General features: G+C 42.4%; 18 protein-coding genes, 1 pseudogene and 3 CRISPR repeat arrays. Of the genes and pseudogenes, 14 read left to right on the plus strand and 5 right to left on the minus strand.

The features are described from left to right. The first annotated feature begins 141 nt into the window (after positions 1 to 141). A CRISPR array of direct repeats spans positions 142 to 2054; the repeat unit is 37 nt. Positions 2055 to 2190: 136 nt separating this feature from the next. Continuing rightward, a CRISPR array of direct repeats spans positions 2191 to 4972; the repeat unit is 37 nt; unit sequence GTTCCAATTAATCTTAAACCCTATTAGGGATTGAAAC. Positions 4973 to 5132: 160 nt separating this feature from the next. Further along, a CRISPR array of direct repeats spans positions 5133 to 6503; the repeat unit is 37 nt; unit sequence GTTCCAATTAATCTTAAACCCTATTAGGGATTGAAAC. A 212-nt stretch (positions 6504 to 6715) separates the two neighbouring features. Continuing rightward, positions 6716 to 7375 (minus strand): HAD-IA family hydrolase, encoded by a 660-nt coding sequence (locus LW728_RS14505; RefSeq protein WP_002800504.1) that lies wholly within the window; start codon positions 7373 to 7375, stop codon positions 6716 to 6718. 90 nt (positions 7376 to 7465) lie between these two features. Further along, the gene (locus tag LW728_RS14510) at positions 7466 to 9430 is read right to left on the minus strand and encodes an amylo-alpha-1,6-glucosidase (RefSeq protein WP_287767094.1); all 1965 of its coding nucleotides are present in this window, start codon (positions 9428 to 9430) and stop codon (positions 7466 to 7468) included. Between the two features lie 90 nt (positions 9431 to 9520). Here LW728_RS14510 and rpmH point away from each other — a divergent pair, with 90 nt between their 5' ends. From rpmH to LW728_RS14535, 5 genes are all read left to right on the plus strand, one after another. Next, positions 9521 to 9658, plus strand: a complete 138-nt coding sequence (gene rpmH, locus LW728_RS14515; RefSeq protein WP_002739276.1) for a 50S ribosomal protein L34 — start codon at positions 9521 to 9523, stop codon at positions 9656 to 9658. A 26-nt stretch (positions 9659 to 9684) separates the two neighbouring features. After that, positions 9685 to 10047, plus strand: coding sequence for a ribonuclease P protein component (rnpA, locus tag LW728_RS14520; RefSeq protein ID WP_002800506.1), 363 nt, complete (start codon positions 9685 to 9687; stop codon positions 10045 to 10047). Further along, positions 10037 to 10432, plus strand: coding sequence for a PH domain-containing protein (locus LW728_RS14525; protein ID WP_002784373.1), 396 nt, complete (start codon positions 10037 to 10039; stop codon positions 10430 to 10432). Before rnpA ends, LW728_RS14525 begins: the two co-directional genes overlap by 11 nt. Positions 10433 to 10516: 84 nt before the next feature. Next, positions 10517 to 11665, plus strand: a complete 1149-nt coding sequence (gene yidC / locus LW728_RS14530; protein WP_002800507.1) for a membrane protein insertase YidC — start codon at positions 10517 to 10519, stop codon at positions 11663 to 11665. Continuing rightward, positions 11665 to 12159, plus strand: a complete 495-nt coding sequence (locus tag LW728_RS14535) for a Jag family protein (protein WP_002800508.1) — start codon at positions 11665 to 11667, stop codon at positions 12157 to 12159. Before yidC ends, LW728_RS14535 begins: the two co-directional genes overlap by 1 nt. A gap of 106 nt (positions 12160 to 12265) precedes the next feature. Here the strand turns inward: LW728_RS14535 and LW728_RS14540 are convergent, their stop codons facing one another. Both LW728_RS14540 and grpE read right to left on the minus strand, forming a co-directional pair. Continuing rightward, positions 12266 to 12664 (minus strand): hypothetical protein, encoded by a 399-nt coding sequence (locus tag LW728_RS14540; RefSeq protein WP_080602240.1) that lies wholly within the window; start codon positions 12662 to 12664, stop codon positions 12266 to 12268. Between the two features lie 253 nt (positions 12665 to 12917). After that, positions 12918 to 13640 carry a nucleotide exchange factor GrpE gene (gene grpE, locus LW728_RS14545; protein ID WP_002800511.1) on the minus strand — a complete coding sequence of 241 codons (723 nt, stop codon included), beginning with the start codon at positions 13638 to 13640 and terminating at the stop codon, positions 12918 to 12920. 333 nt (positions 13641 to 13973) lie between these two features. Here grpE and LW728_RS14550 point away from each other — a divergent pair, with 333 nt between their 5' ends. From LW728_RS14550 to LW728_RS14565, 4 genes are all read left to right on the plus strand, one after another. Then, positions 13974 to 15986, plus strand: a complete 2013-nt coding sequence (locus LW728_RS14550; RefSeq protein WP_002800513.1) for a GspE/PulE family protein — start codon at positions 13974 to 13976, stop codon at positions 15984 to 15986. 210 nt (positions 15987 to 16196) lie between these two features. Beyond that, positions 16197 to 17303, plus strand: a complete 1107-nt coding sequence (locus LW728_RS14555; protein ID WP_002800519.1) for a type IV pilus twitching motility protein PilT — start codon at positions 16197 to 16199, stop codon at positions 17301 to 17303. Between the two features lie 126 nt (positions 17304 to 17429). Continuing rightward, complete coding sequence (locus tag LW728_RS14560; RefSeq protein ID WP_002800520.1) at positions 17430 to 18644, plus strand: type II secretion system F family protein; 1215 nt, start codon at positions 17430 to 17432, stop codon at positions 18642 to 18644. Between the two features lie 108 nt (positions 18645 to 18752). Further along, positions 18753 to 19289, plus strand: a complete 537-nt coding sequence (locus tag LW728_RS14565) for a hypothetical protein (RefSeq protein ID WP_002800521.1) — start codon at positions 18753 to 18755, stop codon at positions 19287 to 19289. Positions 19290 to 19598: 309 nt separating this feature from the next. Here LW728_RS14565 and LW728_RS14570 read toward each other — a convergent pair whose 3' ends face one another. After that, entirely contained in the window at positions 19599 to 22169 is a 2571-nt protein-coding gene (locus tag LW728_RS14570) for a TIGR03960 family B12-binding radical SAM protein (RefSeq protein ID WP_287671200.1), read from the minus strand. A gap of 233 nt (positions 22170 to 22402) precedes the next feature. Between LW728_RS14570 and LW728_RS14575 the strand changes: the two genes are divergently transcribed. The 5 genes and pseudogenes from LW728_RS14575 to LW728_RS14595 form a co-directional block, all read left to right on the plus strand. Next, positions 22403 to 23185 (plus strand): ABC transporter ATP-binding protein, encoded by a 783-nt coding sequence (locus LW728_RS14575; protein ID WP_002800524.1) that lies wholly within the window; start codon positions 22403 to 22405, stop codon positions 23183 to 23185. A 46-nt stretch (positions 23186 to 23231) separates the two neighbouring features. Continuing rightward, on the plus strand, positions 23232 to 24566 hold the full coding sequence (locus LW728_RS14580; protein WP_002800525.1) for an MlaD family protein: 1335 nt from the start codon (positions 23232 to 23234) through the stop codon (positions 24564 to 24566). Between the two features lie 114 nt (positions 24567 to 24680). Further along, positions 24681 to 25784 carry a non-hydrolyzing UDP-N-acetylglucosamine 2-epimerase gene (gene wecB / locus LW728_RS14585; protein ID WP_159253566.1) on the plus strand — a complete coding sequence of 368 codons (1104 nt, stop codon included), beginning with the start codon at positions 24681 to 24683 and terminating at the stop codon, positions 25782 to 25784. A gap of 3 nt (positions 25785 to 25787) precedes the next feature. Continuing rightward, on the plus strand, positions 25788 to 26273 hold the full coding sequence (locus tag LW728_RS14590) for a crossover junction endodeoxyribonuclease RuvC (RefSeq protein WP_002763127.1): 486 nt from the start codon (positions 25788 to 25790) through the stop codon (positions 26271 to 26273). 146 nt (positions 26274 to 26419) lie between these two features. After that, positions 26420 to 26513, plus strand: a pseudogene (locus LW728_RS14595) (IS607 family transposase); the annotation flags it as partial.

Below are 26513 nucleotides of genomic sequence, written 5' to 3' on the forward strand. Positions count from 1 at the left end.
TAGGATAAGTTATAACTTAAAAATTAATCAACAACTAAAGCTTATGCTTGTAGCTAAGTGAAATCATTGATTAAGAGACCTGTACTTTTCAATGACTTTTTCAGCAAGCCCTAAGTAAAACTTATCTAATAATTACGAAAGGTTCCAATTAATCTTAAACCCTACTAGGGATTGAAACGGGTTTATAGGCCCACATATTAAAGCCGTTGGGTTCCAATTAATCTTAAACCCTACTAGGGATTGAAACAAAGCTTGTAAATTTCCTTGCTTATTCAATCCTAGTTCCAATTAATCTTAAACCCTACTAGGGATTGAAACAACCTGATAACTCTAGTCGGTTTTTTCTATCCCCTGTTCCAATTAATCTTAAACCCTACTAGGGATTGAAACTTTCTGCTATTCCTTCATAGCCTAATTCATCCTCGTTCCAATTAATCTTAAACCCTACTAGGGATTGAAACGATGAAAATGGGAAAGCTTTAGAAGTGTCTATTAGTTCCAATTAATCTTAAACCCTACTAGGGATTGAAACCATTTGGGAAGGCTTTTGATGCTGACAACCGAGTAATGTTCCAATTAATCTTAAACCCTACTAGGGATTGAAACAATAGACAGTGCAATTTCTGCTTTTTTAATCAAAGGTTCCAATTAATCTTAAACCCTACTAGGGATTGAAACTAGTATCTCGATTCTGTAGGGGGATTCTTCTTCTTGTTCCAATTAATCTTAAACCCTACTAGGGATTGAAACTAATAGTTTCTATATTGACTTTTCAAAATGACTGTTCCAATTAATCTTAAACCCTACTAGGGATTGAAACTAACACTCAGGATAGAGTGCCATATCTCCCGCAGGGTTCCAATTAATCTTAAACCCTACTAGGGATTGAAACTTGGCTGGAGAAATGGGAGCAAAGCAAGGGAAAACGAAGTTCCAATTAATCTTAAACCCTACTAGGGATTGAAACTCGCCGGTTGTCATCATAAATTAAAAGGGTATTCAAGTTCCAATTAATCTTAAACCCTACTAGGGATTGAAACTTTTGATAGACCGAAACCGTTGATAATATTGGTCTTGTTCCAATTAATCTTAAACCCTACTAGGGATTGAAACAAACCAGTTTATCAGCCTCAAAATAGCTCGAAAACAGTTCCAATTAATCTTAAACCCTACTAGGGATTGAAACTTATCTGGGATTGACCGGGGAACATTGAAGGGTATTGTTCCAATTAATCTTAAACCCTACTAGGGATTGAAACTAATCGCCCGGACACTGAAAACCTTCAACCGGGTGTTCCAATTAATCTTAAACCCTACTAGGGATTGAAACTCGATGCTAAGACAGACTCCCGGCGCTCGCTAATTTGTTCCAATTAATCTTAAACCCTACTAGGGATTGAAACTCAACGAACATTATACTATGTTTTTAGGAACATAGTTCCAATTAATCTTAAACCCTACTAGGGATTGAAACAAAGAATAAGGAGGAGGTGGGGAGGCAGGAACGGCAGGTTCCAATTAATCTTAAACCCTACTAGGGATTGAAACCTACAAGTTCTATTGATTCTCTTGTTAGTTCTCTTGTTCCAATTAATCTTAAACCCTACTAGGGATTGAAACTGAGCGATTAGCTGGACTGCTTCCTGGAATATTTAGGGTTCCAATTAATCTTAAACCCTACTAGGGATTGAAACAGCAGCTTGGATTATTGGGGGGGGAAATAGTCTGGGTTCCAATTAATCTTAAACCCTACTAGGGATTGAAACCCCTCATTGTCGTAGGTATTAAATTCTAGTACCGACTCATGTTCCAATTAATCTTAAACCCTACTAGGGATTGAAACTTTTTTCAATCCGGCGATATGCCCTAATGTAGGGTGTTCCAATTAATCTTAAACCCTACTAGGGATTGAAACAATGAATTGGAACGATTTGACTCTGAGTTAAAAAGTTCCAATTAATCTTAAACCCTACTAGGGATTGAAACGACCACCACCACCCGACGGCTGAGTACCTAGTTCCAATTAATCTTAAACCCTACTAGGGATTGAAACTTTTCCCCAGCAATGCTAGAGATTACTTATAAGTAGTCGTGCAAAATTAATTTCCTAGTGAAGATAGGCAAGAGGCAAGGGGCAAGAGGCAAGAGGTGGTTAGATATGTGTAATTAATTTTGCTTAGGTACTTACTCGTTCCAATTAATCTTAAACCCTATTAGGGATTGAAACCGACTATATTATTACTTTTACTCCTGAGAGATTAAAGTTCCAATTAATCTGAAAACCTATTAGGGATTGAAACTCTACAGTAGAATCTAAGACTAGCATAAATTTGCGTTCCAATTAATCTTAAACCCTATTAGGGATTGAAACAACATGATTGATGATCAAGTAATTAGGATGAATTGGTTCCAATTAATCTTAAACCCTATTAGGGATTGAAATCATCGCCCATTTATCCGCGTCCGGCGATACCAGGTTCCAATTAATCTTAAACCCTATTAGGGATTGAAACATAATGGTTGTATTCCTAATTTAATTAATCTGTAAAGTTCCAATTAATCTTAAACCCTATTAGGGATTGAAACAAATCAGGGTACAGGGTGCGAAGCTTCTCAAGGTATTGTTCCAATTAATCTTAAACCCTATTAGGGATTGAAACGAAGTTACGCCGGATACTCCCGGACCCAATCGCGTTCCAATTAATCTTAAACCCTATTAGGGATTGAAACAGACCTAATTAATGATGCTACGGCTTACCTAGCGGGTTCCAATTAATCTTAAACCCTATTAGGGATTGAAACATATGGGATGATAACCCAGAATATATTTTTGACCGTTCCAATTAATCTTAAACCCTATTAGGGATTGAAACTGCTTGCATACTATGCAAGTCTTTTTCCTGATACAGTTCCAATTAATCTTAAACCCTATTAGGGATTGAAACTTGGCTTTATCAGTACATATTGCATAGCCTTGTTTTCCCGTGTTCCAATTAATCTTAAACCCTATTAGGGATTGAAACTTGAAAATCCTCACCCGACAACCACCGAATCGGGGTTCCAATTAATCTTAAACCCTATTAGGGATTGAAACTTTTAGCGTCCGTGACTTGGTAAAACTAAAACTTGTTCCAATTAATCTTAAACCCTATTAGGGATTGAAACATAGCTATGAACTGGTTTAACCGGCACGGGATCGGTTCCAATTAATCTTAAACCCTATTAGGGATTGAAACGCCGTGAGCTGCCAAAGGCTTAAGAAATCAGCAGCCGTTCCAATTAATCTTAAACCCTATTAGGGATTGAAACGCACGGCAGCGCAAGGTATTAGAGGAGATTCGAGTTCCAATTAATCTTAAACCCTATTAGGGATTGAAACTATTTTTGAGATTTAAGCTGATTAAAGTGGAAAAGTTCCAATTAATCTTAAACCCTATTAGGGATTGAAACCACCAGTAGGCTGCCAGTAATACTCGCTAGTGTTGTTCCAATTAATCTTAAACCCTATTAGGGATTGAAACGGTCCGCTCGGATTTATCAAGCCCATAAAGCAGGGTTCCAATTAATCTTAAACCCTATTAGGGATTGAAACAACAGGTTAATGTAGGAGATATAAACCTGTTAACGAGTTCCAATTAATCTTAAACCCTATTAGGGATTGAAACGCTCCCTACGAAACCACACACGCCCGGATACCAGTTCCAATTAATCTTAAACCCTATTAGGGATTGAAACGGGATTGGCCATCTTTTACTGATGCTCCGTGGTCTCGTTCCAATTAATCTTAAACCCTATTAGGGATTGAAACACTTTTATTTTTTCTATCGCCTATTAAGATAAAAGTTCCAATTAATCTTAAACCCTATTAGGGATTGAAACACTTTTTCGCCATTATCACGCCGAACCGCGTCGAGTTCCAATTAATCTTAAACCCTATTAGGGATTGAAACCACTTCTCGCGCTTCAGAAAGCGATCGGACAAGTTCCAATTAATCTTAAACCCTATTAGGGATTGAAACGCTTGCGGACTTTGGCGCGCCTCTGGGGTCCGGGTTCCAATTAATCTTAAACCCTATTAGGGATTGAAACACTTTTTCGCCATTATCACGCCGAACCGCGTCGAGTTCCAATTAATCTTAAACCCTATTAGGGATTGAAACTTATCTTCCATAGTTCCCCCCCCCCTTAAAAGATGTTCCAATTAATCTTAAACCCTATTAGGGATTGAAACAAGGTTATCGGGGTCTTTATTTAGGAATAACGCGTTCCAATTAATCTTAAACCCTATTAGGGATTGAAACTATTAAGGCTATCTTCCAAATCTTCCAGATACTCGTTCCAATTAATCTTAAACCCTATTAGGGATTGAAACATCGAGAACCCTATTAGGGATTGAAACTTTTTCCCAATACTGATTGACCCATCCCGCTCGTGTTCCAATTAATCTTAAACCCTATTAGGGATTGAAACTGAGTAAGCACCGGAATCAAACCCATCCAGCCATGTTCCAATTAATCTTAAACCCTATTAGGGATTGAAACTCTTATGATTCACTCAATCGATGGATTAAACAAGGTTCCAATTAATCTTAAACCCTATTAGGGATTGAAACTTTATATCGCTGTGTGAACTGTGGAATATTCTCCAAGGTTCCAATTAATCTTAAACCCTATTAGGGATTGAAACTAGGGCGGCAAGCTCTGAATTGGTGATAGAATCTGTTCCAATTAATCTTAAACCCTATTAGGGATTGAAACATTCTTTGATGATTTATATCTCAATATCACCATGTTCCAATTAATCTTAAACCCTATTAGGGATTGAAACTATTCTACCGTCTAGGCACTGAGAGATAAAATCATATGTTCCAATTAATCTTAAACCCTATTAGGGATTGAAACAAGGGAACTATGACGACTTAACTTCTGTACCCTGTTCCAATTAATCTTAAACCCTATTAGGGATTGAAACAAAAGCTAGAGATTTTTTTAATGCTTTAATTTTTGGTTCCAATTAATCTGGCTCTTCGTTACTTGGTATGGTTCGATAGGGGGGCATAAATCGACTAAATCCTTATCTGGCAAGAGATTTAATTGATTAGTTCGCTCTAGATCAAAAACAATTGACAAAAATCAACCATTAATCTTAAACCCTATTAGGGATTGAAACGATCCCCCCTAGCCTCAATTCTTACCCCTATTTTTGTTCCAATTAATCTTAAACCCTATTAGGGATTGAAACAGGGTGCGATCGATTCTGCAGCCCAGGCGATCGGTGTTCCAATTAATCTTAAACCCTACTAGGGATTGAAACCGCCCTTTTTTTACCATGAAAGGAAAATTTTTAGAGTTCCAATTAATCTTAAACCCTACTAGGGATTGAAACTTGTCCCGTCCAGAATTCCTGCTTAGAATTAAAAGTTCCAATTAATCTTAAACCCTATTAGGGATTGAAACAGTGTGCCACTAAGGGTACCGTTGGTACCCTGTACCGTTCCAATTAATCTTAAACCCTATTAGGGATTGAAACATGGGACGGCGCTCAAGCTTTAATCGAGTATCTGGTTCCAATTAATCTTAAACCCTATTAGGGATTGAAACATAAAGTAAATTCTCGGAGGTGAAAGGATTATCGGTTCCAATTAATCTTAAACCCTATTAGGGATTGAAACTATTAAGGCTATCTTCCAAATCTTCCAGATACTCGTTCCAATTAATCTTAAACCCTATTAGGGATTGAAACATCGAGACGTTCCAATTAATCTTAAACCCTATTAGGGATTGAAACTTTTTCCCAATACTGATTGACCCATCCCGCTCGTGTTCCAATTAATCTTAAACCCTATTAGGGATTGAAACTAGCTTCTAAAGCTTCAATCCTTGATAATAGTTCGTTCCAATTAATCTTAAACCCTATTAGGGATTGAAACCAACTATCATCATCCCAACTTAAGATGGGATGATTGTTCCAATTAATCTTAAACCCTATTAGGGATTGAAACCACGGGAATTGTCGCAGGGTAGAGATAATTTGTTTGTTCCAATTAATCTTAAACCCTATTAGGGATTGAAACAGTGACAGTTTCAAGCAGTCAGTAGAGGACGGAAGTTCCAATTAATCTTAAACCCTATTAGGGATTGAAACTCTGGAGAAATAATGCTCGGTTCGACCGCGTACCGTTCCAATTAATCTTAAACCCTATTAGGGATTGAAACTTTATACACATCTTTGATCCGTAGTTCTAAAGTTTCAGGTTCCAATTAATCTTAAACCCTACTAGGGATTGAAACGATTTTAGGCAGTGGCTATATTGCTATCTGCACAGTTCCAATTAATCTTAAACCCTATTAGGGATTGAAACATCACCCGATCCGATACTTCCATTGACAATTAAAGTTCCAATTAATCTTAAACCCTACTAGGGATTGAAACTTTATCAGATGAAGATGTCAGTATTAAACCAGAAGTTCCAATTAATCTTAAACCCTACTAGGGATTGAAACATCATCGCTATTTTGCCTATAAAGTGGAGGCAGAGTGTGGGGTGTGAGGTGTGGGGTGTAGGGTTTTACCGATAAGAGCCAAAGATAAGTAGTCGTGCAAAATTAATTTCCTAGTGAAGATAGGCAAGAGGCAAGGGGCAAGAGGCAAGAGGTGGTTAGATATGTGTAATTAATTTTGCTTAGGTACTTATTATCCAACAAGGTTTTTAGATTTATTCAGCAGACCCTATTGATCTTTTAATTAAAAATGCTTCCATACCCAAAGCTTTTGCCCCTTGGTAATCCTCTTTTTTACTATCGCCAATATGCCAAGCTTGTGCCGAGGGACAATCATGTTTTTGCAGGGCGATTTGAAAAATTTCAGCATCGGGTTTAGCTGCTCCTGCCTGAGAAGAAATCGTGATCGATCGAAAAAAATACTCTAAGCCTAATTCTGCCAAAACTTGGTAGATACGACTATCAAAATTAGAAATAATGCCCAACTCGATCCCCTGAATCTGCCAGAGTCTTAAAGCGGGAATGACATCCTCGTACAGGACCCAAGGCTCGGCCGTGGCAAAATGATGATAAAGTTCGCCAAAAAAAGCCTCAAAATCGGGAAATCGTTCCAGATAACCTAAATCATTAAAAACTGCCCCAGTCAGCGATCGCCACCAGCGATACTCTAACTGAGGAATTTGTGCCGGTTCAACCTTAGGAAAAGCTAGGGGGGGAGAAGTGGGGAAAATAGCCAAGAAAGACCGTTCTAGAGGCTCGGCCGCCACCTGTACCCCAAAATCCGCCGCTATTTGACTATAAATTGCTCCGACACTGCCTTTTACTCCAAAAAGAGTCCCCACAGCATCGAGAAAAATAACTTGCGGTTTCTGCATGAGAGTTTTGTCTATAACCGTCGAATTGAGGTTTTTAGGGTCGGCCCTTTAGGGGGCCTAACACACCTAACAATTGCTCATTTTAAAGGATTATGGCGTAAATTCTCGGATCGCTTGCCAAACTCTTAATGCCTCTGCCACCGTCCATGCTTGGGCAAAAGCACCCCTAGGGGTAAAAGGGGCATTACCATCGAAAATTTCACTTAAATTACCGATACAGCTATCCTGAAGATGGTCGATCATCGGTGTTAAAAAACTCTCAGCTAGAATGGGATCGCGATAGACTTTCAGATGGGCCTCGATAAATGCCCCTAATAACCATCCCCAGACTGTCCCCTGATGGTAGGCACTATCTCTTTTTAAGCGATCGCCACTGTAAACGCCACGGTAATCAGGATGATCCACATCTAGCGATCGCAAACCGCGAGAAGTCAACAATTTTAAAGCACAAATATCGACAATAGCCTTTTTCTGTGGGGAATTTAATAACTCCTCCACCGACAAAGACACGGCAAAAAGTTGATTCGGTCGTAAACTGGCATCATTACCCTTGTCCGTATCCAAAACATCGTAACAATACCCCAGAGAATCATCCCAGAAGCGAGAAAACCCTTTTAAGGTCATTTTTCTCATTTTTTCGTAATCAGTGGCATCCATGCCCAAATAATGGGCAAATTGAACCATTATTTTTAGGGCATTGAACCAAAGGGCATTAATTTCTACGGGTTTGCCGATGCGGGGAGTAATCACCAGATCATCAACTTTGGCATCCATCCAAGTCAATTGTACTCCCGCTTCGCCGGCATAGATCAAACCATCGTCATCTAGGTGAATATTGTAGCGAGTACCGCGACGAAACCAAGCGATCACTTCCTTTAAAGCGGGATAAATAGTTCTGAGAAACTCAAAATCTTGGCTTTGGTTAAAATAGGAACGAATGGCTTCAAAATACCAAAGAATAGCATCGACAGCGTTATATTCGGGCATTTCTCCCCCATCGGGCAGTAAATTCGGCAATAAACCCCGGTCTAGATAACGGGAAAAAGTTAGTAAAATCTGACGGGCGATCGCAGGTCGGACTGTAGTCAAAGTTAATCCTCTTAGGGAGATCATCGTATCGCGACCCCAATCACCAAACCAAGGATAACCCGCGATGATCGTTTTGCCGTCCGGTTGATCCAGGAGAGGACGACTAACGATAAACTGGTCGGCAGCGAGGGTAAGTTGTTGAATCCATTCGGGCTGCTGGGGATTAATCAGACTATTCTCGTAGCGATAGCGAGACTCTAGAGAAGATTGACCGTCTAAATTCGGATCGGGACGGGTACTAGCGGCAATTGTCACCGATTCTCCTAGTTTGAGAGTAGCCGAAAAACTAGCCCCATGGAGATGATTTTCCCGATCGATTAAACCACGATAACGTTCCACGGCCAAATCAAAGCGATAATACCAGATATGAGCGGGAAAAACCTGTCCCTGACTGATTAATAGATAAAAAGGTACAGCATGGTTATATGCAATCACCCTCACTCCTTTTTCCAGAGGACTAATAGCCATTTGCCAGTTAAAACTCTGGGTATTGCCGTGAAAATCACGATAATTGACAAAAGCAGTCAGATTGAGAGTTAGGGGAGAATTGCCACGACGGTAGGTATAGTGAGTATAGGTGGTATTTTCTCCCTGTTCCATCCAAATGCGCTTTTCTAGTAAGGCATCCCCGCAGGTAAAAGTCCAGACGGGAATTGTGCCTTCCAGATGAAAACTTTCGATATTAATATAGCCTTGCGGTTCGATCGTAGCACCTAACCAGCGATTGCTGGCCAGATGATAAATTTTCTGGTTATATTGTACCGATTCATCGATTTTAGTCACAAGAAGCGTTCTTTTCGTCGGTGGAGCCAAAGCAGCGATCAACAGGCCATGATAACAGCGAGTTAGCAATCCGGCCACAGTTCCCGCAGCAAAACCCCCAATACCATTAGTGACTAACCATTCCCGCTTTTCAGCCACCGGGAGACAATTACAGATATCTCGACCGAAACGGAGCTTGACCATGGGCTTCCCAATTCCTAGTAATTTTGTTATAATTGAAAATTGTGTCTTTATATCTATAGAGTAACTCTATCTTAAGGAGGAAAATCGGCAGTGAGTAAACGTACTTTAGAAGGAACCACGCGCAAACAGAAGCGCACTTCCGGATTTAGAGCGAGAATGCGTAGCGTCAACGGACGCAAAGTAATTAAAGCTCGTCGGAAAAGAGGGCGCTATCGTTTAAGTGTTTAGGTTATTCTGGGAACCGACTAATTTTCGTGGGACTACCCCAAGTTCATCGCTTAAAACATCGACAGGATTTTCAAGCTGTCTATGGAAAAGGGAGGCGTTATCACGGTTCCCACTTAACCTTAATTAGTTTAGAGGATTCTTGCCCAGATGCCCCCGGCCCCAGTCGTTTTGGTATCTCGATTAGCAAGAAAGTTAGTAAAAAAGCGGTGGTTCGTAATCGACTAAAACGGCAAATGCGAGCGGTAATTCGGCAGTTATTGCCAGAAATAGCGGCAGGATGGCGAGGGATAATCATTATCCGTCCCGAGGCGATCGAGTGCAATTATGAACATTTTTTGCGAGAATTAAAGCAGTTGTTAGTGAAGGCCAATATAATTCATGGGCATTAAAGAAGAAACTTTTTATGAAGGGGGTCCGCACATCGGCGACCTAATCATCAATATACTGCTAGGATTTACGGTGATTTGTTTACCTTTGACCGTTGGGGCAGTAGTACGGGCAATCTGGTTAAGATATAAGATAACTGATCGGCGGATTTCGATCACCGGGGGTTGGATGGGACGCGATCGCACGGATATTATCTATTCAGAAGTGGCAAAAGTGGCAAAAATGCCGAGAGGAATTGGTGTTTGGGGGGATATTGTCGTAACTCTCAAGGATAGAAGTCGTTTAGAAATGCGCGCGATGCCGAAATTCCGGGAAATTCATGACTATATTGCCGAAAGAGTCGCCGATAAAACCGGTCGTCCCCTAGAATCGATCATCAGTCAATAAAACAAAATAATCGATCGCCGCGATTCGATAAATTAGATTTGTCAAAGTGAACCCCCATTAAACGAGAAGGCATAGATTAAACCCATGGATTTTGGAGTCGGATTTATTTCCACAAATATCATGTTGCCAATCCTAGATTTTTTCTTTCGGATTGTGCATAGTTACGGTTTCGCCATCATTGCTTTAACGCTAGTGGTGAGATTTGCCGTCTTTCCCCTCAGCGCCGGCCAGATTCGCAATATGAGAAAAATGCGAATCACTCAACCCTTGATGAAGGAAAGACAGGCAGAAATTCAACAACGCTACAAAAATGACCCCCAAAAACAACAGGAGGAAATGGGCAAATTAATGCAGGAGTTGGGCAATCCCCTAGCCGGTTGTTTACCCCTGTTATTACAAATGCCGATTCTTTTGGCTTTATTTGCGACGCTGCGGGGTTCCCCTTTCTCGGATATTAACTATACCGTCGATTTACAAGTGCTGCCAAGCGAACAAATCGCCCTCGTGCAGCGCCAACCCTATGCCACCAAACCCCAAAACGTCTATATTGACGAGTCTCTCCACTATCCCATTACCGCTTTTTTACCCCAAGGCAATAAAATCGCCCCGGGAGAACAGGTAAAAATCGACCTGCAAAACGACCAGGGCAAGTCTTTGGGGCAATTAGCCACGGAAGCACCCGAAAATAACCTAAAACCCACCTACGAGGTGGTTAAAGGTCAAGAACTGGTGCAAGTTAATGAAGACGGTTCCATCGTCGCTTTAGCCCCCGGAGATGCCAGTATTAAAGTTATCGTGCCGGGGATTGCCGCTAATACGGGTTTTCTCTTTATTGAGGCCCTGGGAAGAATTGGGGCAACCGGTGCGAATGGTGAAATTCACTGGGATATCTTGGCGATGGTGATCGCTTTCGGTATTAGTATCTATGTTAACCAAGAGTTATCCGGTGCCGGCGCACCTTCGGGGGGGGCAGCTCAACAACAGCAAACGGTGAATAAAATCACCCCGATAATTTTTAGTATGATGTTCCTGTTTTTCCCCTTACCGGCCGGGGTATTGATGTATATCTTAACCGCGAACATCTTCCAAACTATTCAAACGGTGATTTTGATGCGGGAACCGTTACCAGAAAACCTGCAAAAATTGGTAGCGGAACAGGAAAAAACGGAAAAAACCCGCGATGCTCTCCCCTTTGAAAAACGTTCTAGCAAGAAAAAGGAAAAAACATCGTAATGAGTATATGGGAGCAAAATAGCGAGAAAGCTAAACAATGGCTGGAAAAACTGCTAAAGTTGATGGCCATGCCCGCAGATGTCCAGATTGGTGTGCAGGAATTGGGAACTGGACCTTCCTCCTGTTGGTTAATTATTGATAGCAGTCAATTGAGTCCCCAACAACTGGAACTTCTCCTCGCTAACAAGGGTGAGGGACTCGATGCGATTCAATCCCTAGCTAATACGATTCTGAATATTGGTGTCGAGTCGGCAGAACATCAGTTCTATATTGTCGAAATCAATGGCTATCGTCAACAAAGACAGGCAGAACTTTTCGACTGGGTTAATCAAGCGGCAACGCAAGTGCGGCAAACAGGACAGGAAATAGAATTAAAAGCCCTATCTTCGGCGGAACGTCGCCAAATCCATGCCTTTTTTCAGGAAGAAAACGATTTAACCACGGAAAGTCGCGGCGTGGAACCCGATCGCCGGTTAGTAATTCGTTTAAAATAAGACCAAAGGGTGGGGTAAAACCTGCCCTCTTTTTTATTTTAGGCTTTAGTCTTCTTGCTCACTCTAAAATTGAGTTGAGAATTACCACAGCCATGGAGATATAAAATCAGAAAATACGACCACCTCGACGGTTGGGAGCTAAACCACGATTACTGGGTGTAAAGCAGTAGGCATCGCGATTGATTCGTCGAATATTCTCTTGTAAAAATCGATCACAATTGCCCTCTGGAACGATAATTGTTTGATAGAGCGATTTTCCCGATAGATTACTATAGTAAGGAATCCAAAGAATACCCAGATTTTGAAATCCATATTTGAAGTGTAGTTCTTCCCCGCGTTTCTTTGCTTCCTGTTCGGTCTTCCAAGCTGACTCGGCAATTACTCGCAGACCTTCAAAATCGGCACTGTGCCAGTCAAGACGTGGAGCAGCGAAAACCTCACCGAAAAATGTACTCGAAAATGCCATGGAGATCATCAATAAAGTGATTTCTTTTCTGATATTCACCAAAAATTGATAACTGAAATATTTTTTATTTTAACCTCAGTTCGAGATAAGCCGAAACCCTAATTTTACCGTAGCCAGTCAGCCCTATTCTTTCCTGAAAGTCATGGCAAAATCTGCTTAACCCGAACTGACCCTAAATAGGTCAAGAGAGAAAAAGTCTCTGAGCGGGGATGGGGGATAGGGGATAGCGGGGGAATACAGACCCTACCGGCTAATACCTAACCCTCAAACCAGTTTAATCCCCATCGGGATTTTAGACCGATTCCTGGGATGGAATGGAAGTGGCTTCGGACTGATCAGCGTTAGGATCCGCCTCTTTGGGGGCGGCCACTTTTACCAAAGCATGACGCAAAACCTGTTCTCCGAGAGTGTATCCCCGCACTAACTGCTCCACCACTGTGCCTTCGGGATGTTCATCGGTGTACTGCCGCATCATCGCTTCGTGGTAGCTGGGATCAAAGGGTTGACCTTCCGGACGCATGGGGGAAACGCCTAAACGCTTGAGACTGTCCACTAAGGTTTTATAGACCCCTTGGTAACTCTTGTGAATACCCATCTCGCCATCATTAGCCGGTTTAATTTGAGTACGGGCGCGCTCAAAATTATCCACCACGTCAAGAATTTCCATCAGGGTTTTGCCCTTGGTTTTTGTTTCCAGTTCCTCTTTTTCTTTCTCTGTGCGTTTGCGAAAATTGTCGAACTCGGCCGCTAGACTGATATAGCGTTTCTTATAAGCATCAACCTGTTGGGTTTGCTCCTCTAACTGCTGCTTGAGAGTGTCGATTTCCTCTTGTAGAAAATCGATAGTCATTCCGCCTACGAGGGAAAATTCCTCGCTAGAGGCGGCCTTGTCCGTCACCGTTTTGGCCTCATCGGTGACACTGGTTTCTGATTCGTTGGCAAGAGATTCAGGGGAATTAGAAAAGGATTCTTGGTTTTCTTCGAAAATTGCTGAGGTATTTGGTTCTGCACTCATGGTATACAATTATAGTGGGGAATTTGGCAATATATGACCATTTACTGCTAATTTTGGTCTTTAAGTACCAGCTAATAATCAAGGTTTAACCCTTAATGTAACATTTTGTGGACAATATCCGTAACTAGATATATAGTAGGTTTCATCAGAATGAGGTATGGGCAAGGGGCTTAAACCCCTTGTTGGCAAAACTTGTCGATACCTCAGTAACGTGAAAAGCACGATAGGCAGCCCGGATAAATAATCAGTGATCTAGAAAAATTTTTGCTAAAATGCAATTTTCTCAGTAAAATTGGAAAGATTAAAGGGTAGTGGAGAGGTTAGGAATCGTCTATGACATTTTCTTCCAAGAAAACCCGTGCTGTTGCCCTACGCAATTACTTTTCCCCCTTTGGTAACAAGTTGGTGCAGTCGGGCTATATCGGTGCCGAGCAAATGCAACAGGCCCTAGTGGAAACACGGAAATCGGGAGGATCGTTAGTAGAAATATTACAAAAACTAACCGGGCGACCTTTGCCCCCAGATTTACAGCGACAGTATAAGAAAAACCAGTTATTTGAACTAAAAATTCTCTACGGAGTCGAATCTATCGACCCCGAATTGAGCGATGTGGATGGACTGGAAATAGCCAGACTGATCGATTCTTTGATTCCGATCGATCTTTGTCGTCGCTATCGTCTCATCCCCCTGCGTCGAATCGAAGGAGAGCCGGCTTCAATTTTGATAGCGATGGTCGATCCCGACAACCTAGAGGCTACGGACGATATTAATCGTATCCTCCGCCCCAGGGAGTTAAGTTTACAGCGTTTAGTGATTACCAGCGAAGATTATGAAAGATTACTGGAAAAATTCCACTGGGCCCAACCGGAACTAGAAAGGGAAAAAGCCAGACTCGAAAAAGAAAAAGAACTGGAAAAACTCTCGGATATCACCGATATTGTCGCCAGTATTGAGGTGGTCTCTGGTGCTGACGATGAAGTGGCCGATGATCTCGGAGAAGGAGACGCTAATCAAGCCCCCGTCATCAACCTGGTCAATAAAATTCTAGCTAAAGCCCTACAGGAAGGGACTTCCGATATTCACATCGAACCCCAAGAAGAATTCCTGAAAATTCGCTTTCGCAAAGATGGAGTTCTTCATCAAGCTTTTGATCCACTGCCGAAAAGAATTACCCCGGCGGTTACAGCCCGTTTTAAAATCATGGCCGAACTCGATATCGCCGAACGTCGTCTTCCCCAAGATGGTAAAATTCGGCGGATTTATCAAGGGCGGAAAGTGGATTTTCGGGTTAATACCCTGCCCAGTCGCTACGGGGAAAAAGTCTGTTTACGGATTCTCGATAACTCGTCTACCCAGTTGGGTTTAGATAAACTAATCACCGATCAAAAGACCCTGCAAATCGTCCGAGACTTGGCCAGTCATCCCTTTGGTCTGTTGCTGGTGACGGGCCCCACCGGTTCGGGGAAATCCACCACTTTATACTCGGTGTTAGCGGAAAGAAATCACCCTGGGGTCAATATCAGTACCGCCGAAGATCCGATCGAATATTCTCTACCAGGCATCACCCAGGTGCAGGTAATTCGCGAAAAAGGCATGGATTTCGCCTCGATTCTGCGGGCATTCATGCGACAAGACCCGGATGTGATTCTGGTGGGAGAAACTAGGGACAAGGAAACGGCTAAAACAGCGATCGAGGCCGCCTTAACTGGTCACTTGGTCTTAACTACCCTACACACCAACGATGCCGCAGGTGCGATCGCTCGTCTCGATGAGATGGGGGTTGAAACGTTTATGATCTCTGGTTCTCTGTTGGGAGTTTTGGCCCAGCGTCTGATGCGGCGCGTCTGTACCGAGTGTCGAGTCGCCTATCACCCCACCCAAGAGGAATTGGCCCGTTTTGGTCTTTCCGCCGCCAATGAACAGGAAGTGACCTTTTATAGGGCTAATACCCTGACCATAGAGGAAATTCAACAGGCGCGAAGAGAGGGCAATCTCTGCGTCAAGTGCAACGGCAGCGGTTATAAAGGTCGCATCGGTGTCTATGAGGTAATGCAGAATAGTGAACGACTACAGCAATTAATTAACCAAGGGGCAACCACCGATCGCATTAAGGAGGCGGCCGTCGATGAGGGCATGGTGACACTCCTAGCCTACAGTTTAAATCTGGTGCGCGAGGGTTACACCACCCTCGAAGAAGTGGAACGGGTGACATTTAGCGATTCTGGTCTGGAAGCGGAATTAAAAGCTAAACGGAAAAGCGGTTTAATCTGTAGTGGTTGTCGCGCCGAACTACAACCAGAATGGCTCGATTGTCCCTATTGTATGAGACCGCGATTTAGTGGTTAAGACAGTTTTTCAGTGATCAGTGATCAGGGAACTCCGGAACAGGCAAAAGTATTATGAATTTGTCTCCTGACGGAAAAGAGGGTGTAGGGTGTGGGGTGTGGGGTGTAGGGAAAGAAACCTCTTTCACCTGTGGGGGTGAAAATTTTTTCATCGGGACTGGCTCCTATCCCCTTTTCAGTTTTCACTTTATAGATAGATGGAGTTTAACTTATGGACTTAATGATCGAAGATTTAATGGAACAATTGGTCGAGATGGGCGGTTCCGATATGCACATTCAGTCCCGTGCGCCGGTCTATTTTCGCATTAGTGGCAAACTCACCCCGATTAATGAAGAATCTTTAACCCCGCAAGATTGTCAGAAATTGATTTTTAGTATGCTCAATAATAGTCAAATAAAAGAGTTAGAGCAGAATTGGGAATTAGACTGTTCATACGGGGTGAAAGGATTAGCAAGATTTAGGATCAATGTTTATAAAGAAAGGGGAGCTTATGCAGCTTGTTTACGCGCTTTGTCCTCTAAAATTCCTAACTTTGAACAATTAAATTTACCAGAAGTAGTCCGAGAATTATCGGAAAGACCGAGGGGATTAATTCTCGTAACTGGACAAACAGGTTCAGGTAAAACTACCACTTTAGCATCAATTTTAGACTTAATTAATCGGACTAGGTCTGAACACATTTTAACTGTAGAAGACCCAATTGAATATGTTTTTCCTAATATAAAAAGCCTGTTTCACCAACGACAAAAAGGAGAAGATACCAAGAGTTTTGCTAACGCATTAAAAGCAGCTTTACGCGAAGATCCTGATATTATCCTTGTGGGAGAAATGCGGGATTTAGAAACAATTAGTTTGGCAATTACGGCGGCGGAAACCGGTCACTTAGTCTTCGGAACCCTACATACTAGCTCGGCAGCGGGAACAGTCGATCGGATTATTGACGTTTTCCCCGCTAACCAACAGTCACAAATTCGCTCCATGTTATCCAATTCTTTACTAGCAGTTTTTAGTCAAACCCTAGTCAGGAAAAAAAATCCTAAACCGGGGGAATTTGCCCGGGCAATGGTACAGGAAATCATGGTGGTAACTCCAGCGATCTCTAACCTAATTCGCGAAGGAAAAGCCCCCCAAGTTTACTCAGCAATTCAAACGGGAATGAAGCTAGGAATGCAAACTATGGAACAGGGATTAGCTAATTTAGTTGTTAGCGGTGTTATCTCCTTTGAAGAGGCGATTTCTAAAAGTAGTAAACCCGATGAATTACAACGTCTTGTCGCTGGGTCCAGTGCTAACGCCAAAACTAAAGCCCGGATTTAATAACAAATCCTGTGTAAAAGGGATAGGAGAGTGGGAAATGGGAAGTTTTTTTAGTAAACAGTGAACTGATAACTGATAACTGATAACTGATAACTGATAACTGATAACTGATAACTGATTTGTCCTATGCCTACTTTTGTCGCACAAGTTAAGAGCAGCTCTGGAAAAGTTTTCCAAGAGAAAGTTGAAGCTATGTCTCCCGATCATGCCCGAATGATGCTGAAGGCGAAATATGCTGCCGTCGGTAAAATCAAAAAAGCGGGAGGAGAGATCGATCTTTCTGGTTTAGAGTTGATGTTTGCCAAGATTTCCATCAAAGATAAAGCGGTTTTTTCCCGTCAATTTTCGGTAATGATTAATGCTGGTGTGCCGATTGTGAGATGTTTGGGAGTTTTGGGGGATCAATCCGGTAATCCCAAGATGAGAAAAGCACTACAAGCGATTAGTGCTGACGTACAGCAAGGCAGTCCGTTATCGCAAGCGATGGCCAAACATACGGAATGTTTTGATGAACTTTATATCAGTATGATCGAAGCTGGAGAGATGGGGGGGGTACTCGATGAAGTGCTGCTCCGTCTCTCGAAACTTTTGGAAGATATGGCCCGCTTGAAAAACCAGATTAAATCAGCAATGACCTATCCGGTAGCGGTGGGAATTTTGGCGGTAATTGTGTTTTTCGGGATGACGATCTTTTTAATTCCCGTGTTTGCGAAAATTTTCACCGATTTGAAGGTGCCACTACCAGCTTTAACGCAATTTATGCTCTTTTTAAGTGGTGTGATGCGTAGTTGGTTGATTTTAATTCCGATTGTCACCATTCCTGCCACGGTTTTTTTACTGCGTCGCTATTACAAAACCCCGATGGGTCGTCTGCAAATTGACCAGTTTTTCCTTAAAATGCCTCTTTTTGGTGATTTGAATGAAAAATCGGCTGTGGCTAGATTTTGCCGGGTTTTTGGGACTCTGACGCGTTCTGGTGTCCCGATTTTAAGTTCCCTTGATATCGTTTGTAATACGGTGGGTAATCAGGTAATTGCCAATGCGATCATCGGTGCCAAGGAGGAAATTCAGCAGGGGGGAATGATGAGTTTAGCCATACAAAAAGCCAATGTTTTCCCAGCTTTGGCCATTCAAATGATTAGTATTGGTGAGGAAACGGGAGAATTAGATGCCATGATGATGAAAGTGGCGGATTTCTACGAAGATGAGGTGGAACAGGCCGTTAAAGCTTTAACCAGTATCATTGAACCCTTGATGATGGTCGGTATTGCCGGGATAGTGGGAACTATTCTTCTGTCTATGTACTTGCCCATGTTTAAAATCTTCGATGCCTTGGGATAAGTTTATCAGTGATCAGTGATCAGTGATCACTGATCACTAACTATTGCCAGTAGCTGGAAATCAGCAAGATTTGAATTTTCATCTCCTTTTACTTGATTAGGTGAATCTGTGTCTTACGAAACTTTATTAGCGGAATATAGCTGTCGTCAGGGGGCGATCGAATTATTGCGACAATATCGCCCTTATTTAGGGTTAATTCCTAGTATGCGTCGTCCGGAAGAGAGTTTAATTACTATTCCCTTGCCCTTGGTCAGAACTCGTCCATCTTCTGCCCTTGAATCTAGAAAGACGGTACAATTAGCCTGCGATTTGGCTATTCTGATGTGTGATCCAGAATGGAAAATTAAATTAGGTTCAGAAATCCTGATTTTTATCCATCGTCCGGGGGAAGATTTTTCTGATTTGTTGAAACGCTGGCGCGAAACCCAAATATGTTTAGATAAAGAATATGAATGGTTAATGCCCCCCAGAGAACAACATATGTTTAGTGAAGGTGCAGAAACAATTCATCCTTTATTTGTGGTTTTTGATCAAACGGCCGAGAGAATAAAAAAGGGTTTAAGAGGGGCTTTTTTACCGATGGTTGTTCAAAATTATCGGCCAGCTTTGATTGATGATTGCTTAGAATTAGTCGATCAAGATTAGTTGACTCTCTGGGGGGGCATCTCATTTTTGTAAATCTACTAATTTGGGATTTTTCAGGGGAAACTCTCTGCTAAAGTCGGGCGTTACTTTCGGTTTTATCACTCAATCCAAGCTTTTGGGGGGTTCTACCCCCCAAACCCCCCGCGCATTAGGTTAACTGTGAGATGCTTACACGCGATTGTTCATATTTTTGTACTAATTTAAGAGTCACTGATAATTGCTGATTGTCGGTATTTCTGCAAATGTGGGATGCAGCCTCTCTGGGGTTAGTCAGGAAAATAGAGAGTCAAGGGGAACAGTTTACAATGGTTAAGCCCCTAAAATCAAGCGCTGACGATGGCAATTAAGCAGCGAAATTTCCTGCCCAGAAACCCTTTCTAACATCTCGACGATATGATCAGGCTGTAGTAAAGTGCCATCATTGCGACAACTGCCCACATAGCACAAAACGGCTTGTTTGTCAACAGTTTTTAACTCTAATTCATATAATTGTTCTCGCAGATTAATCGTGACTTTTTTGCCGGATTTGGTGGTTTTTTCCCGTTCCATCACCGTTGCTTGCTTAATTGCCTCGAGCCAATTTTGCCACTGTTGGCAGTCAATTCCCTCGCTATTAAAAGTGAGCAAATACTCGGCTTTTTCTAACAAACGGGTGGCAGCGGGGGCATTTAAGGGAATTTCTTCCACCTGATAAACTGGCAAATCTGCGGGTAATTGTGCGCTTAATTGCTGTTTAAACCTCTCTAAATCCATCACTTTTGTCAATTCAAAATCGACAATCTCACCGCTACTGGTTGCTCCCAAGGATAAGGCATTAGCGATCGAAATGCGCGGACCGGGGTGAAATCCACCGGTAAAGGAAATGGGAATGGCAGCGCGACGGACGACGCGATCAAATAAACGCACCAGATCCAAGTGGCTAACTAGGGCCATTTCGCCAATTTTGCCAAACCAAACCCGAATTCTTTGGGCGCGTTCTTGATTGGGTTGAAAATGTCCGGCAAAAGCGGGAATCGGGGGCGCTTCAATGACGATATTATGACCAAAATCGACGCTACAAACGCCACAATGGGAACAACCCTCAAAAGAACAATCGGGGACAGTTGCCGCGTCTAGGGCGCGTTTTAAGTCCTCCTCTAGCCATTTTTTATCGATACCGGTATCGAGATGATCCCAGGGCAAAGGACGCTCTAAAATATCTTTGTCTGCATCGGCAAAAATATGCCATTCTCCCTGTTCTATCTGACGATATTTCCAAGTTAAACCGGATTCTTCGATCGCCTGTGACCATGCTTGATAGGCTTTTTCTGTATTATCCCACCAAGCATCCATCCCGGCTCCCAATTGCCAAGCGCGCAGCACCACTTTCCCTAAACTTCTGTCACCGCGACCGATAAAATCTTCCATGGCCGAGATGCGGACATCGGTATAATTGACTTTTACCCCTCTCATGCCTTGGAATTCCTGTCTTAATAACTCCTGTTTGCGGATAAATTCGGCCGTGGAGACGGAATGCCACTGGAAGGGGGTATGGGGTTTAGGCGTAAAATTCGAGATAGTTAGGGTAAAATCGAGGGGTTTCCGCTTCGGTAAACGACATTCCCGACGCAACCAGCGCACCGTTTCCACGATACCGATGACATCCACATCGGTTTCCCCCGGCAAACCGATCATAAAATAGAGTTTGACCTTATCCCAACCCTGTTCGACGGCAGTTTTTATCCCTCTGAGTAATTCTTCGTTGGTTAACCCTTTGTTAATCACATCGCGCATCCGTTGGGTTCCCGCTTCCGGTGCAAAGGTTAAACCCGATTGACGATTGCCCCCAATTATGTTAGCAATATTTTCGTCAAAGCGATCGACTCTTTGACTGGGTAAGGATAGAGATATATTCTCATTCTGGAGACGGTTTTTAATCTCCATACCCACGGCAGGTAAAGCTAGATAATCGGAGCAACTGAGAGATAATAAAGAAAATTCGTTATATCCTGTCGCTCGCATTCCTTTTTCAATCGATTCGATTACTGCTTCCGGTTGCACATCCCGCGCAGGACGGGTTAACATCCCCGGTTGACAAAAACGACATCCCCTAGTGCAACCGCGACGAATTTCCACCACTAGGCGATCGTGAACCGTTTCCACGAAGGGAACTAAACCGATAGAATAGGCTGGGATAGGAGTGGCTACCCGGCGTAAAATTCTTTTCGGTACATCGTCACGATTGGGGATAACTGCACCGATTGGGGTGACATCGTAGAAACGGGGGACATATACCCCCGGAATTTGGGCTAAATCTAGTAATAGTTCTTCTTTGCTTAGATTAGCTAGTTTACCTTCTTCTAAAATTAAACCGATTTCTGGCAATAATTCTTCGCCATCACCAAGGGCGATAAAATCAAAAAAGTCGGCATAGGGTTCGGGGTTAGAGGTGGCAGTTTGTCCCCCAGCAAAAATTAGCGGATAGTTACCCGAGTCTCTTGCTCTCCAAGTCAAGGGAATTGCCGCTAGGTCGAGCATTTCTAAAATATTGGTGGCTCCTAGCTCATAACTGAGACTAAAACCCAGAATATCAAAATCGGTGAGGCAACGACGGGATTCTAGGGCAAATAAGGGGGTTTTTGTCTGTTTGAGTTTTTGGGCTAAATCCGGTGCGGGTAAATAAGTGCGATCGCAGAGTTGGCGGGGTTGAGCATTGAGGATATTGTAGAGGATAATATGGCCGAGGTTAGATGCCCCCACTTCGTACACTTCCGGATAGGTTAACACCCAACGAACCACAGCACTTGCCCATTCTTTATGTTTAGCGCCTAACTCGTTGCCCAAATAACGCGCCGGTCGAAAAATGTCGGGGGTAAGCAGTTGGTCTAAAGCAATAGTCACGGCAATCTACCTCAGATATCGTCAGCAATGGGTGCTTTTCTACTATAGCAGCCAGAATCAAGTCGGGAGGCAGGAGACTCCGAGACAGGAGACACGAGATTATGTTTATTTGTTCTCCCCACACCCCACACCCCACTTCCTAATTCATAATTCATAATTCATAATTTCCACTTCCCCATCTCCCTAAAATTCCAGAGGTTATAAGATAATTAAGCGACATTAATCTTGATTTCATGAAAGAACCGTTAATTGAATTGAGAGGAGTATCGAAAAGATTCGGGGATAATGTTATTCTCGATGGTTTAGATTTAACCATTTATCGAGGGGAGGCCCTGGTAATTATCGGGCCGTCGGGAACGGGAAAATCGACGGTTTTACGGTTAATTGCGGGATTAACGGGGATAAATGGCGGAGAAATTCGTATTAAAGGTCAATTGCGTCAGGGATTGCTAGAAGATGGTCGAGAAGCGATGCGAACTTCCTTAGTTTTTCAACAAACGGCCCTGTTTGATTCTCTCACCGTCGGGGAAAATGTCGGTTTTTATCTTTATGAACAAACTAAGTTAAAAAAAGCCAGAATTAGGGAATTAGTGGAAAAAAGCCTGGAAATGGTCGGTTTACAGGGAATTAGTGACCTTTATCCTTCGGAACTATCGGGGGGAATGCGTAAACGGGTGGCTTTTGCCCGCGCTATTATCACTAATCCCGATAATCCAGCCGATAATCCCGAATTACTGCTGTATGATGAACCTACCGCCGGATTAGACCCGATAGCTTCCACAATTATCGAGGATCTAGTGCGGACTCTCCATGAAAAATCAGGGTCTGCGAACACTTATGTGATGGTTTCTCACCAACAAAGTACCATCCGACGCACCGCCGATCGAGTAGTATTTCTCTATCAGGGAAAAGTGCAATGGCAGGGAGTAGTGGCAGATATCGATCGTACCGATCATCCCATGATCCGACAATTTTTTAGCGCCAGCATTGAAGGCCCGATTAGGACAATCGTTTAAGCTAGATTAAGCTAAATTAAGAACTATCGAGAATGAGAGAAAAATCATGCAGAGTTCGCGAGCTTTACGGGAAGGAAGACTAGGTTTGTTTGCCCTAGGCGGATTATTGGTCTTTGGGGCGCTCGCTATCTGGGTTCGCGGGGGGGGATTTGGTCAAAGAACCTATCAATTAATCTTCGAGTTTGCCGACGTGGAAGGGTTACAAGTCGGGGCACCGGTGCGTTTTCGCGGGGTGAGAGTGGGAAGAATTACGAGTTTTATCCCGGGGAGTAATCAAGTGGAAGTTATTGCCGAAATCGCTTCTGCTACCTTAGTTATGCCTAGGAAGGTAACTGTTACTACCAATCTTTCCGGATTAATTGGGGAGGCAGCTATCGATATCACTCCCTTAGTTTCTTTAAGTGCTGAGTCCAAAAATCTCGACCCTCTGGGTCCCGACTGTGATCAACAGTTAATTCTCTGTAATAATACTCGTTTACAGGGGACAACAGGAACACAATTAATGTCTAGTGTTGGTCGTTTAGTGGATACTTTTACCAGTCCTGAATTTGTGGGTAATCTCAATGATGTCACCAAAAATACCGCTATAGCAGCTCAAAAAATCGCCCGTTTATCCGATGATACCTCTCAGACTATCCGTAATGCCCAAAGAGAAATCTCTCGTCTATCTTTGGAATTAGCTACCACCAGTCGCTCGGTCACTAATACGGCTAATAATGCCTCCCGTTTTGTCAATACTTTAGATAATACCGTTCAGGAAAATCGCAGTCAAATCAGCAGGACTTTTCAACAATCCTCCCAATTAGTCGCTAATCTCAATGCTGTTCTCAGCGAAAATCGGGGACAAATTGTTAATACTCTCGATAATATTAATCAAGCTAGTTTAGGTATTGGTAGTCTCGCTAATAATCTCAATAATACCGCCCTGAGGTTGAATGCAGGTTTAGATGAAATTGATACTAAACAAGTCATGCAAAATATCGAGACGATTTTGAATAACGCGGTGGAGACATCGAATAATTTACGAGAAATTACTAAAACTATTAACGATCCTGCTACAATAGTCCTGCTGCAAAAAACTCTCGAATCCGCTAGGGTGACTTTTGAAAATACTCAAAAAATCACCTCCGATATCGATGAGTTAATCGGTGATCCCCAATTTCGAGAGAATTTAAGACGTTTAATCGATGGCTTAAGTAATTTGCTTTCTTCTGGGGAACAATTAGAATATAATTTGCGTATCGCTCAAACTTTAGATACCATGACTCAAGAGTTAGCTAAACAAAAAGTTTTGACCATCTCTCGACCTTCTTTAAATCCTCAGCAAATGCAACTCTATCCCCAAGTTATTGTTCAACAAACCCCCACCGGTGAAAAATGACAAAACAGCACAATTCAATAGATTTTCATGGATCATTCAACAGTAATCAGTGAACTGAAAACTCACATCTGATAACTGATAACTGATAACTGATAACTGATAACTGATAATAATATGTCGAAATCAATTTGTATTACTCTTGGAACTCGTCCCGAAGCGATTAAATTAGCTCCCGTTATTCGTGCTTTTCAAGAATCGGAACAGTTTCAAACCCATGTAATTCTGACGGGACAGCATAAAGAAATGGTAGCGCAGGTGATGGAATTATTTGCTTTAAAAGCAGATGAAAATCTGGATATTATGCAAACCCGTCAAACCTTAACTGATATTACTTGCCGCAGTTTACGCGGTTTAGAAACAGTTTTTGAGCGCATAAAACCAGATTTAATTATTGTGCAAGGTGATACTACTACTGCTTTTGCTGCTGCTTTAGCGGCTTTTTATCAACAAATTCCTATCGCCCATGTGGAAGCAGGATTAAGAACTAATGATATCTATAATCCCTATCCCGAAGAAGCTAATCGCCGCCTAATTTCTCAACTGACTACCCTACATTTTGCTCCCACTACTTTAGCCGTGGAAAATTTACAAAAATCTGGGGTGACAGGAAATATTCACCACACCGGCAATACGGTTATTGATGCTTTATTAACCGTAGCCAAAACCGCGCCAGAATGTCAAATTGCGGGCTTAAATTGGTCAGATTATCGGGTTTTATTAGCCACGGTTCACCGCCGGGAAAATTGGGGCGAACCCTTACAGGATATTATCAAAGGATTCACTTTGTTGTTAGAAAAATATACCGATACAGCCCTATTATTACCCCTCCATCGCAATCCCACCGTCCGAGAACCAATACAGTCCGCTTTGGGCAATCATCCCAGGGTATTTTTAACTGAACCTCTCGATTATGCCGAGTTAGTGGGGGCGATTCAACGCTGTTATTTATTATTAACTGATTCTGGGGGCATTCAAGAAGAAGCCCCTAGTTTAGGAAAACCGGTTTTAGTATTGCGAGAAACCACGGAAAGACCGGAAGCAGTACAAGCGGGAACAGCGAAATTAATTGGTACTAATCCAGAGCAAATTTTAGCACAAGCGGGAGAATTATTAGGGGATAAAATCGCCTATGATCGTATGGCTAATGCAATTAATCCTTTTGGAGATGGACAAGCATCCCAAAGAATCCTCCAAATCGTCCAAGATTTTTTGGCTTAATCTATGACTACTTGGTTGGGTATCGACCCCGGATTAGCGATTGTCGGTTGGGCTATTCTCCGGGATAATAGTGAGTTAATGCCGATTTTAGTCGATTACGGCACGATCGAAACTTCTAAAAATCTTTCTACTGCCCAGCGTTTGATTGAAATTGAACGGGATTTAAAGGAGTTAATCGCAGAATATAAACCGGGGGAAATTGCCGTGGAAATGCCCTTTTTTAACCGGCAAATCAAGGCAGCCGGTGGAGTCCTGCAAGCATTGGGAATTATCAATCTGGTTAGCTGCCGTGATGGGGGAATTGAACCGATTTTCCTCCATCAAGCTAGTTGGAAATGTCATCTAGGCCATGGTAGGGCCACTAAAGCTGAGGTGGCCGAACAAATTAAGTATTTATTCGGATTGACAAAAATGCCTATTAATGATGCTGTAGATGCTATAGCGATCGCATACGCCGCTTTTAGTGGCGTTCGCAATCAAATCTCTTGAAGCAATTTGACCCAATTGGTCAAAAAATTTAGCTGACAACTAAAAGCCATCTTTGGATTTAGTATTGTAAAGTTTTGTAAAAAATATATGCAAATGACTGCAAACAACTGCTAATATGGTTAGTGTAAGTTTACATTGCAGTTCACATGAAACTATCAGATTATGCTAAGAAAAAAGGGATCAGTTATGACACTGCTTGGAGAATGTGGAATCGAGGGCAGTTACAAGGAGAACGTCTTC

The organism is Microcystis sp. 49638_E5, assembly GCF_021300285.1.
GTDB classification, from domain to species: Bacteria; Cyanobacteriota; Cyanobacteriia; order Cyanobacteriales; family Microcystaceae; genus Microcystis; species Microcystis aeruginosa_C.